This is a genomic window from Acinetobacter sp. ACNIH1 (assembly GCF_002934695.1).
In the GTDB taxonomy this organism is placed as follows: Bacteria; Pseudomonadota; Gammaproteobacteria; order Pseudomonadales; family Moraxellaceae; genus Acinetobacter; species Acinetobacter variabilis.
In genome coordinates this window covers 2,646,557-2,665,987 of sequence record NZ_CP026420.1, presented here as the reverse complement: position 1 = coordinate 2,665,987, position 19,431 = coordinate 2,646,557, and the positions used below count along the sequence as shown (strand labels likewise).

Here is a 19,431-nt window from a genome sequence, read left to right as displayed (position 1 = left end):
AACGATGGCAATTCATGTTATTCAGAGTCAACGCATTGATGTGCTTTTGGATAGTATGCTGCGTATCGTCAACCAGAGCGCAAAAAATCCCTTGGCCGTGTTACAGCCGCGGCATTTTATTGTGCCGTCTCCTGCAGTCGAGGCCTGGCTCACTCAAAAAATTGCCGAGAAAAAAGGTATCAGCGCCAATACCCAGTTTCATCACCGGATCCGTGCCTTTCAATGGACCTCCTATCAGTGGGTGCTGAATAATCCCAAAGAAGTCGAACAGGTTCGTGAAGCCAATATTCCCAGAATTATTATTAAATGGCGGGTATTTCAGGCACTACGTAAATGTATTTTGCCTGAGCAGATTCCATTAGAGATCGATCATCCGCTGTATTCGATTATCAAACGGATTTATGACAGTGCAGATCGCCTGGAGCAGGGCACAGAAAAGCAGCTGAAAAAACAGAGCATGCTGTATTGGGTATCCGAACAGGTCTCGCGCCTGTTTAGCCATTATATGGATTATCGTGGTTATTGCGCGCGGAATTGCCCGCCACAAGAATGCCGTTGTCCCACCAACTGGCTAACGTCTTGGGGGCAGGATATCGCGCTCGATCTTGAGCAGATGATCTATATTCCTAAAGATGAAAATGGCTATGAAATTCCGGTGGCAGACTTCGTCAAGATTCAGGCACGCGAACTGGAAGCCTGGCAGCGTTGGCTGTGGCAGCATGTCTTTCAGGATGATTATGCCAAGATTCTGGACATCGAACAGATGTACTGGGAACGTCTGGAAAATGAAGATACTCAGGCACAGGCTTTAAAACGTTTGCCACAACAGGTCGTGGTATTTACCTTGCTAGAATTGCCACCGAGTCAACTGGATTTCTTGCGCCGTCTCGGTCAATACATCGATATTTATATTTTCCACTTTAACCCATCACAGGAATACTGGGCCGATAGTGTCGATCCGGACTGGAAAGCACGTTATGACCTTGGCGTGCAGGAACGTTTCATCAAGAAATTTGAAAAATCTCAGGGACGTTTGCCGACTGATACCGAAATCCAGCATTTCTTTGCTGCCTTTCAGCTGAACTTTAATGCCGAAGACCGGGAATCGCGGCATCCCTTGCTGACCCGCTTTGGCAAGCAGGCGCGTGATCATTTCTCGTTATTGTCCAAACTATCTTCGGGTGAAGAAGGTCTCTGGGCGGATGCTTTCGTGGATGAGTATCAAGACAAATTGCTGGCCAAAATCCAGTCGGATATTCTGTACCTGCTGGAACCGGAAAAATACCAGTATCCGCTCAAACCCGACGATGATTCGGTGCAGATTCATGTCTGCCATTCTTCACTGCGCCAGCTGGAAGTTTTAAAAGAACAGATGATTCACTGGCTGGCTCAAGGTACCGAAGATGCCCCACGTCAGCCGAGCGATATTCTGGTGCTGGCCCCGAACTTGAAAGAGCTGGAGCCGGCGATTCGGAGTATCTTTGCACCACCCCCACGAGAACGGGAAGGCCATAGCCAGCGTTTGCAAAAAGACAGCCTGTATCTGCCAATCCAGATTGCCGGGGTGTCCCGACTCGATGTCAGTAATGCCTGGCGTGCGGTACTGGGCCGGATTCAGCTGGTGCATCGACGTTTCAGTATTGAAGATTTTGCCGACTGGCTCAGCCTGAATGCCACCCAGCAACTTTATGCACTGGACTATACCCAAGTTGAGCGCATGTTGCAGTTACTGGGTGAAGCGGGCTTTAAACGCGGTCTGGATCAGCAGCATTTACAGCAAAGCCTGACTGCCGGTGATGAAGACTACCGCTTCAGTTTTAAGTTTGCGCTGGATCGGCTGGCACTCGGACTTGCAGTGCCAGAACATGCTCTGTTTCAGGACACCTTAAGCTATGCTCAGGTCTTTAGTAGTGATTTTCCTCTCATTTCGACTCTGATCCAGATTTATCAGGATCTGGTTCAGCGCCGTGACTGGCTGATTTTGCATGAACAGGGACAACGTACCCCGGTAAAAACTTGGCTGGAATATCTGCGTGAAGACTTGAATGAGTTCCGTGAAGCCGGGGTTGAGTCCTTAAAGACGGTCGCAGAAATCATTGACAAGCAGATGCGGATGCTGACGTTGGCCGATTACCATGATCAGGATGATCCGCAGGCCAGCCAGGAGCTGGTCGCCTTAAGTCTGCCATTGCCTTATGTACTGGAAGAAATTCAGAATACGCTGGAGATGCAACTGGATCAGGCCGAGCCGACCGGACAAATTACCTTTAGTCAAATCGGTCAGATCCGTCCGTTGCCGTATAAGCTGGTGGTGATGCTGAATCTGGATACCGGTAAATTCCCGAGCCGGAATCAGCAGGTGCCATTTGACCTGATGAACAGTTTGAAGCCGCAACTAGGGGATCGTTCCCGTCTGGATGATGACCAAGGCGCTTTTCTGGATGCATTGCTACTGGCGCAGGACAATTTATGGCTATTCTATAATGGTTTTGATGTTGATGACGGAGAAGCACGTGATCCATCCACTTCATTGCAAGAACTGATCCAGCATATTGCCTTGATTTGTCACTCAGACCAGCCCGATGCTGAAGTCGATGAAACGGTTGAGCTCAATGGTTTGAGCGTGGCCAAGCATATCCGTCAGCTCTATCATGTGCATTCATTACAGCCTTTTGACCCGATCGGTTATGTGGAATCTCATACTCCACGTTATCAGACTCAGTGGTTTGCTGTAGCAGAATATATTCGCAGTGCAGAGGGCAAGCGCAGCAGCTGGATCAATGCCCATTATCCGGCACTGATGCAGAAAGAAATCCGGGTGCTCAAAGGGGATGAGTGGATTCGTGACATGATTTTCCCGGCACGCCTATTCCTGAAAAGTGTCGGTATTTCCAGTGTGAGATATGCCGATCTGCCAAGTTCACGAGAACCCTTATTGCTGAATAAACTGGAACAGTATCAGGTTCGGGATTTTCTGCTGCAACAGGATCAAAAGATTGAGCCACAGCTGATGCTGGACCGCTTGCCGGTCGGAAAAACTCAGGAAGCGACTTGGCTCAGCAGTCAGCAGGAACAGCAATCGCTGAAAGAACGTTTATTGCAACTAAATAAAGAACTGACACCTGTAACGCAGCAAACCTGGCAATATAATCCTGAGCTGCTGATCCATATTACCTTGCCACAAGTGCCGCACAGCAGTTACTGGCTCAGCATGCAGTCTTCTTCGGCTTCAGAGAAACGTCGGGCACAGGTCTGGCTGGAATATCTGCTCTGGCTGGCCTATCTGAATAATGACGAGTTGTCGCCACAGCTGGAGCGGATTGTCATTTTTAGTAATAAAACCCTGAAATTTTCTGGACTGCGTTCTAGTCAGGCACGTCATCATTTACAGGCTTGGTTGAACGCTTGGGAAGTCGGACAGACCCAGCCGCTGGTATTACCAGCCGAATTGCTGATGAAAAAGGCCTGGGAATGGACCGAAAATGAACAGGGGCAGATCACCATTGCCGAGATGCAGGAACTGCTAAAGGCTTGGAATAATAGTTACCACCCTAAAGAAGCCAAGCCATTGACCTCAGATGAATCTAGTCAGCTACATCAGGACTGGCAGTTTATTTTGCAGGATCAGGACCCGGATCTGGCCTTGCAACGCTGCTGCCATGACTTTGCCCATGCGTTATATGCACCGATTCATGAATATCTGGAATGGATAAAAGAATAATGACCATGTTACCCAACCAGAACAAAAAGATTTCAACCAATCCGATTCAGGACATGCGCTTTAGCGGCCTGCACTGGATTGAAGCCTCAGCGGGGACTGGTAAAACTTATACCTTATCCAGTTTGATGGTACGGATTTTTCTGGATCAGTATTATCCGCATCAGGTCATTGCCACTACCTTTACCCGTAAGGCTACAGCTGAACTGAAAAACCGGGTACGTCTCAGAGTCGAGGAAACGTTGGCCTTCATTCAGCGTCATCAGGAGCTGAATTCAGTCGAAATCACCGCCAAAATCCAGGCTGAATCGGATCCGCTGTTCCAGCAGGTGTTGAAAGATTATGGCTCACGCATGGATTACGCCCGGCGCCGTTTACGTCTGGTTCTGAACCAGTTGGATGAGCTGTTTGTTGGAACACTAGACAGCTTTAGTCAAAAATTATTGCGTGAATTTGCTTTTGAAAGCGGCAGGATTGAACGGGCTGAACTGACTGAAGATCAGGACCTGTATATCCAGCAGCTGATTCATGATGTACTGCGGGAATGGATCCAGCAGCAGCCGCAATATATGGTCAATCATCTGTATCTGCAAAACCTGTTAAAACCAGTGGAGCACTATACCGGGCTGGTCCGTGATGCTCTAAATTTCCGTGTGCAATACTTTCAGAAGGTAGAAAAAGTCGAATGGGATCTGGCTGAACTAGAGCACTGCATCCAACGCCTGTTCGATGTACATGAACATGAAATTGAGATCATTCGGGAGTATTGCCAGAATTCTCCGAAGTATTTTCATAAGAGTTTTTTCACCAGATTAAGTGACGTTTGTGAAAACTTTATGACCTGGATGGCGGCACTGAAAACTAAAGGTGTGATGAGCTTTTTTGATCCAGAACTGCATGCGATCTTATTGAACCTATGTTATTTGCGTCGTAAAAAAACCGATTTTCAGCCGACGACACAAGTGTTTAACAAAAGCTGTCCGGAAGCAGAGCAGCAGCAGATTCTACATAATAATCTGATTCAAGCCATTGATGGATTGTGCGAAGTCAAAGAGAAGATGGATGCCCAGCTGAAGCAGCTGACCACCTATCTTGAATATCATATTATTCGCAGTGTGCAGAACCGTCTGCCGCAAACCTTGCAAAAACAGGGCGAAACCACATTTTCTCAACAAATCCGTACTCTTGCTGAAGCTTTACAGGGACAGCAAGGTCAGCGTTTTGCCCAGTTTGTACAGGCGCGTTATCCACTGATTCTGGTGGATGAGTTTCAGGATACTAATCAGGATCAGGATGATCTGCTGGCTAAAATCTGGCGTGATCCGAATCGGGTCAAAGCCGGCTGTATGATCATGGTCGGGGACCCGAAGCAGGCGATTTACGGTTTCCGTGGCGGCGACATGCTGACCTATAACAAGGCGCGTGCCGACGTGCGGCAAAAGCAGGGCCGTGAATACACTCTGATCCAGAACCATCGCTCGGTAAAGCCTCTGGTCGAGGTGGTGGACGCGCTGTTTCAACGCCAGATGGATTTTGGTGAACAGGTGCATTACACCCTGATTCAGGCGGGAAGCCGGCCACATCCGGATTTAATCGATAAAACGCTGAGTAATCCGTATCCACTACGCTGGATTCAGCTCAGTGAGCAGGACGTTGAAGCCGATCAGGTGGTCTGGAAAATTCGCCAGTTATTAAATCAGTCTGAACAGCAGCAGCTATATTTTCAGCAAGGTGACAACGTTCAGCACTTAAAAGCGGATGATATTGCAGTCCTCAGTTTTGGTCATTATACGCTGGAACAGGTCAAGCAGCGTCTGCAACGCATGGGGATTCCCTGTTATAAGGAATCCAAGCAGAGCGTCTTTGCCAGCCCAGTGGCTCAGGATGTTGCAGCTGTTCTGACCGCGATCATGGAGCCTTTTAACGAGGCCAAAGTCAAACGTGCCTTATTGACCCGTTTATTGGGTTTTAACCTGAAAAAGCTAATTGAACTGCAAGAGCAGAGCGAAGGTCTGAGCCGCTATATTGCCGACTTTGACGCCATCCGGGAAATATGGTTTGAAAAAGGGTTTCTGACGGCCTGGAATTATGCCTTAAACCTGTTTCAGGTCTGGACCAATCTGGTTGCAGGCCAGAGTCTGGACAATGAACGGGTAGTAGTAAATTTACGTCACCTGACCGAAATTCTGTGCCAGCAAAGCGAATATTATCAGGGTGCTCAAAAGCTGTATCACTGGTATCTGCGTCAGTTGCAATCACCTTCAGGCAAGGACAACGAAAAAGAACGCAAACTCTCTGGCGATCATGGGGTACAGCTCTTAACCATCCATGCTTCCAAAGGCCTAGAATTCAAAGTGGTGTTCCTGTTGGGTGCCGATGCACCTTTTGATGTAAATAAGGGGAATCTGAACTTTTCCCTGTCAGCCGCGGAAAATGTACTGGAACAATCCCGGGTGATTGCGGTTAACCATAAGGACTTGCATGAGCAGGCGATTTTGCAAAATGCGGCTCGGAATGCCGCAGAAAATCACCGGCTTTGGTATGTGGCACTGACCCGGGCCAGTCACCGGGTTTATGCCATGCTGCAAGATCAGAGCGGACAAGCGGATTCAGGTCTGGCGTTCTGGCGTGGACAAGGTGAGGCGGTCTTTCAGCATGCCTTAAGTCTGCTTGAACCACCTCTGGCTTCTGAGCCGCCTAGAATTGTGGCAAAACAGACAGAAGCACCGTTACAGATGCAGGCTCATCCTTTACCGGAGCGACAGTTCTATCCGCGGACCAAAACCAGTTTTACTGCACTGTCAAAGCATCTCCCGCATCAGGCAATATTGCAGGATGATCTGGTCATCGCTTCTGAACGTCCAGACAGTGCCGCAGATGAAATGAATCTGCTGGAACTAGAACAGCAGGTAGCCAGTCAACCACTGGACTGGATCAAGCTAAATTTTCCAAAAGGCACGGTGGCGGGAACTTTCCTGCACAGTATTTTTGAGCATATCGATTTTCAGGATCGCAGTTACTGGAATCTGGAAATCCGTCGCCGTTTTAAAAATACGGCACCACAAATCTGGCAAGAACTGAAAGAGAAATTTCATCAGGCCTTTCATGTTCGTCCATTGTTACAGCAAGCATTTACTCCGGGCTATCAGACGGCCTGTGTGAATTTACAGACCCTGTTCAGTCAGGTGGCCCGTCAAGGTCAAATGCAGCCGGAGAAATTGCAGCAGAGTATGCAAAAAGTACTCTCCAGCCTGAATTATAAAATCCTGACCGGAATTCGCCTGCATGATCAGAGTGAAGCTTATCGTCAGGAATGGCAGCAGTTTTTCCGTTCCGCTCAAACATTCGATCACTCTGAATGGTTGAACTTCTTAGGGCAGTTTCAACGCTATGTTACAGAACTTGATGATGAGCCTTTTATCCAGTTTTTCGAACAGGAAATGGCGCAGATGACGCCTGCTGAGACAGCAGCACAACTGGATGTAGAAACCGTTTTTCAGCAGGCATTCGATCATTTCATTGATGAGATGATTGAAGATCTTCTGCTCAATCGGGTTCATGACTGGCTCAAAGAAATTCTGGCTGCACCCCTACAGGCAGAGTTCAGCCTGGAGCAGTTGCAGCAAGGTACTTATTTGTCTGAATTCCCGTTTTATCTGTCTTTAACCGATGCGCCGTTACAGATTCGTCAGATCCAGCAACTGTTTGCCGAGCATGATATTCTCATGCCTGATTTTAATGAGGCAAAATCAGCACGCTATCTGACCGGGTCTATCGATTTGGTTTATTTTGATGGCCAGCGCTATCATATTGCCGATTATAAAAGCAATTTTCTCGGGCCGGATCAGCAGCATTACACGGCCGAAGCCATCCAGCAGAATATGACTCACTCCAGTTACTGGCTGCAAGCGGCATTATATCTGGTGGCACTGCATCGTTATCTAAGCGTGAACATGCAGGGATATGACATGCAGCAGCATCTAGGTGGAGCGACTTATCTGTATCTGCGCGGTATGAATGGTCAGGCTGAACAAGGCGCTTATCACTGGCAGTCTAGTCTGGAATTTATTCTAAAACTGGATGAAATTCTGGGCTATTTTGAGCAGAAAAAATCAGCATAATTTTGATGATTTATAAAATTTTAAGAGTTTAAACAGAAGATTATCCTGTGGATAACTTTGAGGATAACTGTGTGGAAAATGAGCAAATTCACGTGTCTCAGCAATCAGCCCATTTAATGGCCTGGATTGACTATCTATGTCAGCCACCATTCAGTTCGGCGACTTTTGATGCTGCCGCAAAATTGCTGATTCAGCAGCTCCTTGAGGCGATGCAGGAGGGCAATAGTTGTATTCCGGCCAGTGCCGAGCAAACAGCTCTATTGCATCATCTGGTGCTGGATCGGAGTCAGCAGGCTCAGGGTATTGCACCCTTTATTTTTGAAAACCAGCAATTGTATTTATACCGCTACTGGCAGCTGGAGCAGGCGGTCGCCACCCAGATCGCCCGGATCAAGTCACAAGCCATCACGCCAGTAAATTTAAGTGAGCGTGATCATAACCTCCTGACAGATCCACAGCAAAAGCAAGCGCTGGAAATGGTCGCTAAGCAGGGACTGAATATTATTACTGGTGGGCCAGGAACAGGTAAAACCTATACCTTGGCACATATGATTGCGGTACTGCATGAAGCCTTACCCAATATCCGGATTGCGATGGCCGCTCCGACGGGTAAAGCGGCGCAGCGGATGCAGGAAGCCTTGCAGAAAGCTTTACATAGTGAAAAATTACAAGCTTTTGAGCTGGAGACTTTAAAGCAGGTTCAACCTGTTACTTTGCACCGCTTACTGGGCTTGGGGCGGTTGGGACGCCCCCGGTTTCATGCCAAGCAGCCTTTGCCTTATGATGTGATCGTGGTCGATGAAGCATCCATGCTGGACTTAAGCCTGTCACAGATGCTCCTTGCTGCAGTGCCAGATTCAGCCCGCTTAATTCTGTTAGGCGATGCAGACCAACTGGCCTCGGTGGATGTCGGCACTGTACTGGCAGACTTGCAGCAGACTTCTGTTCTGGCAGATAACTGGGTCAATTTAATCACGACGCGCCGTTTTGCCTCAGGCGCCCGAATTGGTGCGATGGCACACTTTATCCAGCAGGAGCATGTTCCAGCATCAGTTTTAAACCAGTTTGAACAGCAAGTGGTTGCTGCGAGTGAGCTGCAAGTAATTGCACTGGACCAGGTAGAGATTGACCAGCTGCAACTGCAATATCTGCCAGAAATAAACCCAACTACAGGTCTCCAATTAGACCCATATTATGATCAACTGATGTATGGCTATCAGGCTTATGCGGACGCGATCAAACAGGCTCAGGATCAGACTGATTTCGAGCAATATGTGCAGCAGGCAATTCAGCACTTTGATCATTACCGGATTCTCACCGCAATCCGGCATGGTGATCTGGGTTTGAATAAAATCAATCAGCAGATTGAACAGCGTTTTCTGGCCAGTGTAGGCAAGTTAAAACAGGGCGACTGGTATACCGGCCGACCAGTGATGATGACTTATAACGATTATCAGCTGGGTCTGTCCAATGGTGATATTGGAATCTGTTTCTGGAGAGAACAAGAAGGACAATCACAATTTGAAGTATATTTCCCGAGTCTGGAAAAATGGGTGCTGGCGACACGCCTGCCAAAAAGTATAGAAACAGCTTTTGCTTTGACGATTCATAAATCGCAAGGTTCAGAATTTACTCATACGGCTGTAGTACTTGATCAACAAGCCAAAAATTTACTGAGTAAGGAACTGATTTATACAGCGATTACTCGAGCTAAAAAAGTCGTGAGCTTGCTGGTAGATCGTGATGCGTTTACACAAGCGCTATGTGTAAGAACCACACGAATAAGTGGTTTAAGCGAAAAAATACTTGAACAATGTAACAATGTATTGGCAAAAAATAAATAACTTTTGTAGGTAAATGCTTACATGGATTCAGGAAATTGGCGCATGGAGCTTTTAATCGGTTTTTGAGAAGATTGGTCACACAAAAGAACTCAACACGGAAAGTTGGGTATAAATCGCATAATAAGAACAAGAATGTCACCAGACAGCGAACTTACAGTGAAGTAAGTGAAAGAGGAAACTTACAGCCGCTAAGCCTTGTAGTTTTGGGAGAGACTACAAGGCTTTTTTATATCTGCCGTTAATGGAATTTTGCCGTAATCTTATAGAACGATAAAATTGGCAGAATAAGTAAATTTAAGTAAATAGCGTAATTAAAAGATATATAAGTGTAACATTTTGCAAATTTCGATGATAATTTTGTACGCAATGGCTTACAGCGAGTGAGGATAAATGCCTCTATGAGCATTTCGACAATATGGCAAAATCTACCACACAAGGAAGTTATTTTTAGTCAGGAAGATTTGAAAATAATAAAGCGTAAAACGCACTAAAAAAACAATAAATAAAAAATGATAATAGAAGAAACTACAGCGCGAAAAAGCCCGAGTTTACTCGGGCTTTTTTTTATCATTTATTTCTAAGCGCGATCAGAAATATTTTAAATATAAAAAGATCAGTTAATTTCTGCAGTTATCTAAACAGCTACTCATAAGCCAGATCAAGTCCAATTCCTGAAATTATGTGTAAATTGAACCATATGGAATTTATTCATATCAGTAAATAAGCCAAGGCAGCTTGGCAGCCAATACCATCAAAATTCATGATCTATTTTTGCAATCTGACGCAATTTCCCTTAAAATATGCAACTTGCTGTAGTGATGCACGGCAGTCAATGTATTGAATTCTCATTACTTTGATTTTTATCAAGATATATAAGCATCTCGGAGAAATCGAATGGCTTTAACAAACGCAGATCGCGCAGAGATCATTGCTAAATTTGCTCGCGCTGAAAACGACACTGGTTCACCAGAAGTTCAAGTAGCTCTTTTAACTGCTCAAATCAATGACTTACAAGGTCACTTCAAAGAGCACAAACACGACCACCATAGCCGTCGCGGTCTGATCCGTATGGTTAACCAACGTCGTAAGCTTCTTGACTACCTAAATGGTAAAGACCACGGTCGTTATGTTGCATTGATCGGTGCTTTAGGTTTACGTCGTTAATTCGATTTAAACTTTATTTTCGGGTTTATTGCATGCCTTGTGCTTTATTACTGAAAACTAAAGTCGGTTTAGCCTTTGGCTAGATCAGGGGAAGGGGCGAATGTTCGCTCCTTCTTTGTGTTTAAAAATAGTGTTTATTTCTGGTGAGGTCGGCTTCTAAGCTTTGTCATTTACCCGTCCATTTGGATGTGAATGCCAAACCTTAGGGGTCTCCACTAGAATAAAATCAGGAAAAAATAAAACATGTCGATGTTTAATATTGTTCGTAAAGAATTCCAATTTGGCCAACATCAGGTTGTCCTAGAAACAGGTCGTGTTGCGCGTCAAGCCAATACCGTATTGATTACCATGGGCGGCGTAACTGTATTAGTTGCTGTTGTTGCTCAACCCACTGCTAAAGCAGGTCAAGACTTTTTCCCGCTGACTGTTAATTATCAAGAAAAACAATACGCAGCTGGCCGTATTCCTGGTGGTTACGGTAAACGTGAAGGCCGTGCATCTGAAGCTGAAACGCTGATTTCACGTCTGATCGACCGTCCAATTCGTCCATTGTTCCCAGAAGGTTACTATAACGAAATCCAGGTGACTGCGACTGTTGTGTCTTCTGACAAGACTATGGAAGCTGACATTGCAGCAATGCTGGGTACTTCTGCAGCACTTGCGATTGCAGGTACACCATTCCGTGGTCCAATCGGTGCGGCACGTGTGGGTCTGATCAACGGTGAATACGTTCTAAACCCAAGCTTTGAACAATTGAAAGAAAGTGATCTTGATCTTGTCGTTGCAGGTACGGAATCTGCAGTACTGATGGTTGAATCGGAAGCGAAAGAACTTTCAGAAGACCAAATGCTGGGTGCAGTATTGTTCGGTCATGATGAAATGCAAATCGCGATCCAAGCAATCAAAGAATTCGCGACTGCAGCTGGTGCGAAAGAATCAACTTGGGTTGCACCTGAGAAAAACGAAGACCTTCGTGCAAAACTGAAAGAAGCATTCGAAGCGAAAATCTCTGAAGCATATACCGTTGCGGTGAAACAAGACCGTTATGCAGCACTTGATGCACTTCAAGCAGAAGCGCTAGCTCAGTTCGTTCCAGAAGGCGACGAAACTGGTCTTGCTGATGACGTAAACGAATTATTTGAAGATCTTAAATACCGTACCGTACGTGACAACATCCTGTCTGGTAAACCACGTATTGACGGTCGTGATACTAAAACTGTTCGTGCCCTTGATGTACAGGTTGGCGTATTAGAGCGTGCTCATGGTTCTGCATTATTCACACGTGGTGAAACTCAGGCATTGGTCACTACTACTCTGGGTAATACTCGTGATGCGTTGATGGTAGATACCCTGGCTGGTACCAAAACTGATAACTTCATGCTTCACTACAACTTCCCTGCATACTCTGTAGGTGAAACAGGTCGTGAATCTGGTCCTAAACGTCGTGAAATCGGTCACGGCCGTCTAGCTCGTCGTGGTGTTCAAGCCGTGCTTCCAGCAGCTGACCGCTTCCCGTACGTGATCCGTATCGTATCTGACATCACTGAATCTAATGGTTCATCTTCAATGGCGTCTGTATGTGGTGCTTCTCTATCATTGATGGATGCCGGTGTTCCACTTAAAGCACCAGTTGCGGGTATTGCAATGGGTCTGGTGAAAGAAGGCGAACGTTTCGCAGTTCTTTCTGACATCCTGGGTGACGAAGACCATCTTGGTGATATGGACTTTAAAGTAGCGGGTTCTGCTAACGGTATTACTGCGCTACAAATGGACATCAAGATTGAAGGTATTACCGAAGAGATCATGGAAGTTGCATTGAACCAGGCTTATGCAGGTCGTATGCACATCCTGAATGCAATGAACCAAGTGATTTCACGTGCTCGTCCAGAAATTTCTATGCACGCACCAACTTTCCAAGTGATCAACATCAACCCTGACAAGATCCGTGACGTGATTGGTAAAGGTGGTGCAACGATTCGTCAAATCACTGAAGAAACTAAAGCTGCGATTGACATCGAAGATAACGGTACAGTACGCGTATTTGGTGAAACTAAAGCTGCTGCACAAGCTGCGATTGCAAAAATCCAAGCGCTGACTGCTGAAGTTGAGCCAGGTACCATCTACACAGGTAAAGTGATTCGTATCGTTGAATTCGGTGCGTTCGTGAACATTCTGCCGGGTACTGACGGTCTGCTTCACATTTCTCAAATCTCTAACGAACGTATTGCCAACGTGGCTGACGTATTGAAAGAAGGTCAGGAAGTGAAAGTACAAGTTGCTGACGTTGATAACCGTGGTCGTATTAAATTGACAATGAAAGACATCGAACAAGCATAATTCGATGACTTTTTAAGTCTGAAAAAGCCCGCATCATGCGGGCTTTTTTATTTGGACAGATTCTTTATTTAAGAGCCAAGATCATTTAATAATCACATTTTAAGTAAAACGGATGATTAAGCCTTGTATTGAAACACTCTTGGTTGAGAAAGCTGTTCTCATTCAGGTAAGCGGATCGGCTTCAGAATTTTTTAACATGCGATAAATCTCGTCTTTTAATTTCAGTTTTTTGCGTTTAATCGCATCGATATCATCATTGATATGATTGACTGGATCGAGTTCAAGCTGGCTAATCTGTTTGTCCAATTCACTATGTTCCTCAAACAGTCGGGCAAAGTACGGATTTTCCTCACGTAATTGCACAATTAAATCACGGTATTCTGGGAACATATATTTGATCTTTTTATTGCAGTCTTTGGTTTTCATAGGGATATTTATCACTCAAAAAATAAAAGAAAAAAGCAAAATATGCCCTAGTCCGCATTGATTTAACTCAAGCAGACCGGACATTAAAAGACATTACTTGAAATGCAGATGTTTCACCTCGCGACGTAATTCCTGCACTTCATCAATGAGATCCAGCATCATGGCAACGGCACTAAAGGAAGCATCAAAATCACGCTGCAAACGGTAAGCCCGTTGTGCTCGAGTAATATCTTCCCCGAGGAAGGTACCAGGATGCGTTTTAGAACGGTTCGGCAAAATTCCATGTTCAATGAGTTGCATCACCCATTCCGGACTTTGGCCACATGCTTCAGAAAAGTGGAACAAATCAAAGGTACGATCATCCATGATTTCAGAGGGGATATAACCGTTGGAAAAGTTTTCTCTATATTGAATTGTAGTCATAGCTCTACTCCTTAAACAGCCAGGCTTGAGACATTCAGAAAGGAAGGTCGTCCTGAAGTAGGGGAATGCCATAATATTTTATGGCCGCTGCGCTGTGCCCTAACGGTATGGGATGCTATTTGAACCAGCATCCTACCTAGAAGAGGAACTCTTATCCTATGGAAATCCTGCTTGAACCTGAACAGCTCAGTCTGAGCAGGGAAACAAAGATCTAGGCGGGCATCTGTTTTTATAGTTTTATCTGTCATTTGCAAACCATCCGTTGTTTGCAACACACATTTACCCATGCCTATCAATTGAGGAATACATGTTGCATGGATACTCTGTTCCAGAGTCCGTAGCAGATTGAATTGCAGCTGAAGATAGATCATTGTGTGAATAAAAAATAACCGTCTTCGATTCATTATTATGAGTTTGGGCTAAGGGAAACAGTTTTTATTTGTACTTAATTGTTTCAAATCATAACCATTAAAAAAGCCCCTGAAACAGGGGCATGGAAAACTGAAAAAAATTAGTATTTTATCCAGGTAACACTGCGTCCGATAACCGAAACGCCTACATAACCACGCAGGGTCAGGCGTTTGCCATTAGCGCTTAAACGTGCTTTACCTTTGTAAACTTTACCGCTGATTGGATCAAGTACCTTGCCATCATGGAATTCGCGAGGTTTTTTTGGGTCTGCCTTAAAATCCCAGATAAATGGCAAGCCAATAAATGGTTTATTCTTAAGCTGTCCTGGACATTTGCTACAGATTCCCAGTTTTTCTGCACCTGGCAGGCTGCGGGTTTCTACGATAATTCCCTCATAGCTACCATCTGGTTTTTTGCGGATTTCGACATCAGCACGAGAATAACCGGATTGATCATCGATAGTCTTCCATTTCCCCAGTAGTGGATCTTCAGAAGCAAGGCTTAAACCTGCTACTGTTGCCAATGTGATCCCCATCATTAAGCGACTTAAAATTTTCTTCATAACATGCCTGTTGATCAATGATTATTCATATTAGACTTATTACTCTAATTTATTTATAAATTGTAACAAAATCAATAGTATAAATTGTGATGAGATTGGCATAAAATTAATGAATACATGTGAATTATCACATGAGATAAAAATAAAAAAGCTCCTTAGGAGCTTTTTTTCTTAATAGTCTGAATTCGAAACTAGTTTTTAATCCAGGTCATATTGCGTCCGACCGTTGCACCTTCAGCGCGGCTATGAATGGCGAGATGCCTGCCATTATTTTTCAGGCGGGCACGGGCCTGATAAAGCTGACCAGAAGCCGGGTCGAGCAGAGTGCCGTTGATAAATTCATTGCTATGGTCGGGATGACTACTCAATCCCTTGAGCATCGTCAGTCCAATGAGAGGCTGATCTTTCAATGCGCCTTTGCATAGAGTGCAAGTCTGCTGTCGAGCTGCCCCAGGAATCTCACGAACATACACAATTTTGGCAATATAGCGGTTCTGGGCATCCTTACTAATTACCACATCTGCCAAGGAATAACCGGTACGGTCATCAATGGTTTTCCAGTGGCCAAGTAATGGGTCACTGTTGGCGAAAGCAGATAGACTGATGGTGCTTGCTGCTGTAAGAATGATAGAACAAAGCAGTTTGAATCTCATTGCCACATTACCCCATGTTATTGAAAATATATTTAATTTCTTAAAGTCATAAAAAAATTATGGGATTAATATAACGTGAAAAATACACTAAATACCAGTCAATCATCACATTAAATTAAGAAAAATGAATATGAGTTAAAAATTACGTTCATTCATCCTAATGAGAGGGGGGAATATTTTCGTGATAAGGAATGGAATAAAGATAATGATTTTAAGCTGTCCAAGCCTTTGATCTGGTCAGACAGCTTACAGATGAGAATTTATAAAAAAATGAGGTTTATTTGACTTTCACCCAGGACACTGTACGTCCGAGCATGGGTGTACCTACATAGCCACGAAGCGTCAGCACATTGCCTCGGGAATTCAGCGTTGCCTTGCTTTTATAGACATTGCCGGTTAGTGGATCGAGAATTGAACCATTAACGAATTCATTTTTCTTTTCTGGATTTGGCTTTAGACCTGATAAGACAGAGAGACCCAGAATAGGTACATCTTTCAGTGCCTCCTTACATTTAGAGCAATGGGTATGTGCAGGACGATTTGGAATGGCATGAATACGAATGACTTTACCTTGGTAGGTACCATCATTGAGTTTACTGATTTCAACATCAGCACGCGCATAGCCCGTTTTGTCATCAATGGCTTTCCATGTGCCCGTGATTTCGGCTGCATAGCTGAAGCTCTGCACAGCACATAACATCACACCCATTAAATATCGAAATTTCATTTAAAATATTCCACTTATTTTTTTGATTTTTTTTACTTTGAAAATACCGTTGATCTTCTGATTCTATCGGTGTGCAAATTTTAATCATGGGGCAAGCTTGAAATTAAGTACATTTGTCTTTTTTATGAGAAATTTTGGTCAATATTTTATGAAAATATAAAATGAAAAAAGCACTCAATATTGAGTGCTTTTTTGAGTCGAACAGGGGCTGTTATTAACTGAGGTGTTCGCCAAACAGGCTCAAAGCTTCTTCAGCCGTAAAAATATAACGGCTATTACAGAACTGACAGTCCATCTCAATTGGATTCTGGAATTCTAAAGTTTCACGAACCGATTCTACACCAATCTGCTGTAAGGCAATCGCACAACGTTCTTTAGAACAGGTACAGCCAAACTGTAAATGTTCTACTTCTGGTAAGCGCACTTCTTCTTCGTTATATAAACGATAGAGAATTTCATTGGCCTCCAGAGTGACCAGTTCTTCTGTTTTTAATGTTTCAGTCAGCATAGTCAGACGTGGCCATAAGTCTTCATCGACACGGCGTTGTTCTTCTTCACTGTTACGCGGTAGCAATTGAATCAGCAAACCACCTGCACGGTTGTTGTCACTGGCCAGCACGATACGTGTCGGAATCTGGGCAGACAGGTCATAATATTGCATCAGACAGCCAGCCAAATTTTCCTGATCAAGCGGAACAATACCTTGATAACGCTCACCAAATTCAGGCTCGATATTGATAAACAGCACTGGATTAGTCAGTGATTTTAAAACTGTGCTGCTATCTTCTGCTGCCTGAAAATGCGGATCTTCTTCATAATCCGCCAGTGCACGTACTTCACCGCGATGGTTACATTCAGCCATTGCCCATTTAAATGTGCCTGAAGCCTGAATTTGCAGGCTGATACGCCCTTTAATTTTCAGGGTACTGGCCAATAGTGCAGTGGCACTCAGCATTTCACCTAACAGGATTTTTACTGCAGGCGCATAATCACGCTGGGCCAAAATTGTTTGTAAAGCTTCTTCAAGATGCACCACTTCACCACGAACAGGGCTATCTTCAATAAAAAAGCGTTGGCGTAAATCAGACATAAAATTCTCCATAACCCTGCTTTAATGGTGGCATTATTGTAAAACACAAGTTATGCCAGATCATCTCTTATGACATCAATTCCTGAAGCGTTGTTGTCCTGTTACGTGTCCGTATCCTGTTCCGATACTTTTTTTAGCTGATCCTGAGCAAAAAGATGCTCCAGTTCTGCCAGTGTACTCCTTGAGCCTGCGGAATTAAACGGGCTCTCCGTATCCGGATGAAATTGACTATTGAGCAGGTTTTCATCGTGAGTATGAAACTCATGGATCTTTTGTTGCACCTGTTCTTCAGACAACCCACTCAGCTGACCTAGCAGACCCTGACTTAGTTCTAGTGCAGAAGCATAGGTTTCTCGCCAGATTCGTTCCACGCCCAGCTCCTGAAGTAAATGGACATGATGCCGGTCACGTGCCCGTACCCATAAAGACATATCAGGATAATTTAATCGCAGATGTCGGACGGTCAGCAGTGAATCTTCAATATCATCAATGGCGACAATCGCATGCTGAACCGTATCCAGATGTGCCTGAGCTAAAGCCTCTGGCTCAGTCGCATTGGCCTGATAGAAGGTAATACCGTAAGAGGTCAGCAATTCAGTTGCTTCGATATTGCTGTCCATTACACTGAATTTTTGCTGTTGTTGCAGCAAAATACGGGCAATAATCTGGCCAAAACGGCCAAAACCGATTAATAAAATTGGTGCAGTATTTGGTGGAAGGCTTTCAATGTCAAAGGTCGCTGCCAAATGATTTTGCCGATCCAATCGTGGCAGAATCTGGTCATGCAATAACCAGTAAAATGCCGGTGTGAGTAGCATGGATAAACTTGCCATCCACATCAATGGGGAGAGCAGGGCGGGAGTAATGATCTGCTGTGAAAGTGCAATGATGAGTGCCAGAAAAGCGAACTCACCACTTTGTGCCACACTGGCAGCCAGTAGCGTACTGTTGCGCCAACTATGCTGATAATAACGTGCCAATCCTAAGGTAATCGCAAATTTAATCAGGATCAGCGAAAGTGTTCCAGCAATAATCAATCCAGGTTGCGTTAGTACATCGGCAAACTGCAATGACATGCCCAGACTGATGAAGGCTAGCCCAATCAATAATCCACTAAAAGGCTGCAGACTCTTTTCAATCGAAATCCGGAAATCAGAATCTGCTAGTAACATACCGGAAAATAATGCCGCCAGGTACAGATTCAGTCCCAGCGTATCCATCAGGACTAGTAAGCCCAGGAAAATGACAATAGCAACAATGCTGTGCAATTCATGACGACCACTTTTGGCAATCCAGCGATAAAGCGGCTGCATGAAATAGCGGTTACATAGAAATAAGCCAGTAAAGGTAGCCATCATGGCAGCAAAATAAGCTATGCCATGTTCTGTTGAACTGACGCCTGCAAAGAGCGGAATTGCTGCAATGACAGGAATTGCAATCAGTGCATGAATCAGGGTGTTGGCATAAGCGGATTGACCATAACTGGTCGCCAGTTGTTGCTGATTGTTTAAAAACTGCGTGACCAACGTCATGGCAGAGAGGCTGCCTGCCAGTCCGATAACAATACTGGAAACCAGATTATGATCGAGAAAGAACCAGGCCAGCAGGCCAAAAATCAGGGTCGTGCTCAGTACCTGTAAAATGGCCATAAACCACAGGGATTGTCTAAGCTGAAGAATTCGTTGTGGTCTGAGTTGTAGACCAATCCAGAACATTAGGGCCAACAGGCTGATTTGAATAAAAGTCTGCATCACCTCAGGAGCAGAGATCAGTGCTAAGGCACTCGGCCCAATGATTAAACCTGTCAGTAAATAGCCCAGCACTGTTGGCAGTCTGAGTTTATAGCTCAGTGGCACCATTAATAGTGCAATCACCAGAACCAGCGCTATTTGTAACAGTATCGACATTTTTCCGCCTTAAATTTTATTTTCATCCAGTCTTAAAGTTGAGCCTTT

The 19,431-nt window shown here is 44.8% G+C and carries 12 protein-coding genes; 5 read left to right on the top strand and 7 right to left on the bottom strand.

The genetic code is table 11. The features are described from left to right. Nucleotides 1-4: 4 nt before the first annotated feature. The 5 genes from C3F22_RS12995 to pnp all read left to right on the top strand — a co-directional run bounded on the left by C3F22_RS12995 (nucleotide 5) and on the right by pnp (nucleotide 13,184). On the top strand, nucleotides 5-3,721 hold the full coding sequence (locus C3F22_RS12995) for an exodeoxyribonuclease V subunit gamma (protein WP_104426680.1): 3,717 nt from the start codon (nucleotides 5-7) through the stop codon (nucleotides 3,719-3,721). Then, complete coding sequence (locus C3F22_RS12990) at nucleotides 3,721-7,839, top strand: UvrD-helicase domain-containing protein (RefSeq protein ID WP_104426679.1); 4,119 nt, start codon at nucleotides 3,721-3,723, stop codon at nucleotides 7,837-7,839. The genes C3F22_RS12995 and C3F22_RS12990 overlap by 1 nt, the downstream gene beginning before the upstream one ends. A 71-nt stretch (nucleotides 7,840-7,910) precedes the next feature. After that, a complete protein-coding gene (gene recD, locus C3F22_RS12985; protein WP_104426678.1) occupies nucleotides 7,911-9,683 on the top strand; it encodes an exodeoxyribonuclease V subunit alpha in 1,773 nt (590 codons plus the stop codon). 894 nt (nucleotides 9,684-10,577) lie between these two features. After that, complete coding sequence (rpsO, locus tag C3F22_RS12980; protein WP_004637724.1) at nucleotides 10,578-10,847, top strand: 30S ribosomal protein S15; 270 nt, start codon at nucleotides 10,578-10,580, stop codon at nucleotides 10,845-10,847. Between the two features lie 249 nt (nucleotides 10,848-11,096). Then, the gene (gene pnp, locus C3F22_RS12975) at nucleotides 11,097-13,184 is read left to right on the top strand and encodes a polyribonucleotide nucleotidyltransferase (protein WP_171064785.1); all 2,088 of its coding nucleotides are present in this window, start codon (nucleotides 11,097-11,099) and stop codon (nucleotides 13,182-13,184) included. A 162-nt stretch (nucleotides 13,185-13,346) separates the two neighbouring features. Here the strand turns inward: pnp and C3F22_RS12970 are convergent, their stop codons facing one another. The 7 genes from C3F22_RS12970 to C3F22_RS12935 form a co-directional block, all read right to left on the bottom strand. Beyond that, on the bottom strand, nucleotides 13,347-13,610 hold the full coding sequence (locus C3F22_RS12970) for a YdcH family protein (RefSeq protein WP_004781728.1): 264 nt from the start codon (nucleotides 13,608-13,610) through the stop codon (nucleotides 13,347-13,349). Nucleotides 13,611-13,703: 93 nt separating this feature from the next. After that, the gene (locus tag C3F22_RS12965; RefSeq protein WP_004781729.1) at nucleotides 13,704-14,033 is read right to left on the bottom strand and encodes a chaperone modulator CbpM; all 330 of its coding nucleotides are present in this window, start codon (nucleotides 14,031-14,033) and stop codon (nucleotides 13,704-13,706) included. Nucleotides 14,034-14,544: 511 nt separating this feature from the next. After that, a complete protein-coding gene (locus C3F22_RS12955; RefSeq protein WP_004781731.1) occupies nucleotides 14,545-15,006 on the bottom strand; it encodes a DUF2147 domain-containing protein in 462 nt (153 codons plus the stop codon). A gap of 191 nt (nucleotides 15,007-15,197) precedes the next feature. Further along, complete coding sequence (locus tag C3F22_RS12950) at nucleotides 15,198-15,659, bottom strand: DUF2147 domain-containing protein (protein ID WP_004781732.1); 462 nt, start codon at nucleotides 15,657-15,659, stop codon at nucleotides 15,198-15,200. Nucleotides 15,660-15,936: 277 nt separating this feature from the next. Next, entirely contained in the window at nucleotides 15,937-16,386 is a 450-nt protein-coding gene (locus C3F22_RS12945; RefSeq protein ID WP_104426677.1) for a DUF2147 domain-containing protein, read from the bottom strand. Nucleotides 16,387-16,600: 214 nt separating this feature from the next. Continuing rightward, nucleotides 16,601-17,476: an Hsp33 family molecular chaperone HslO gene (gene hslO / locus C3F22_RS12940; protein ID WP_004781734.1), complete on the bottom strand. Its 876-nt coding sequence runs from the start codon at nucleotides 17,474-17,476 to the stop codon at nucleotides 16,601-16,603. A gap of 101 nt (nucleotides 17,477-17,577) precedes the next feature. Further along, nucleotides 17,578-19,383, bottom strand: coding sequence for a cation:proton antiporter (locus tag C3F22_RS12935; protein WP_104426676.1), 1,806 nt, complete (start codon nucleotides 19,381-19,383; stop codon nucleotides 17,578-17,580). Nucleotides 19,384-19,431: the final 48 nt, after the last annotated feature.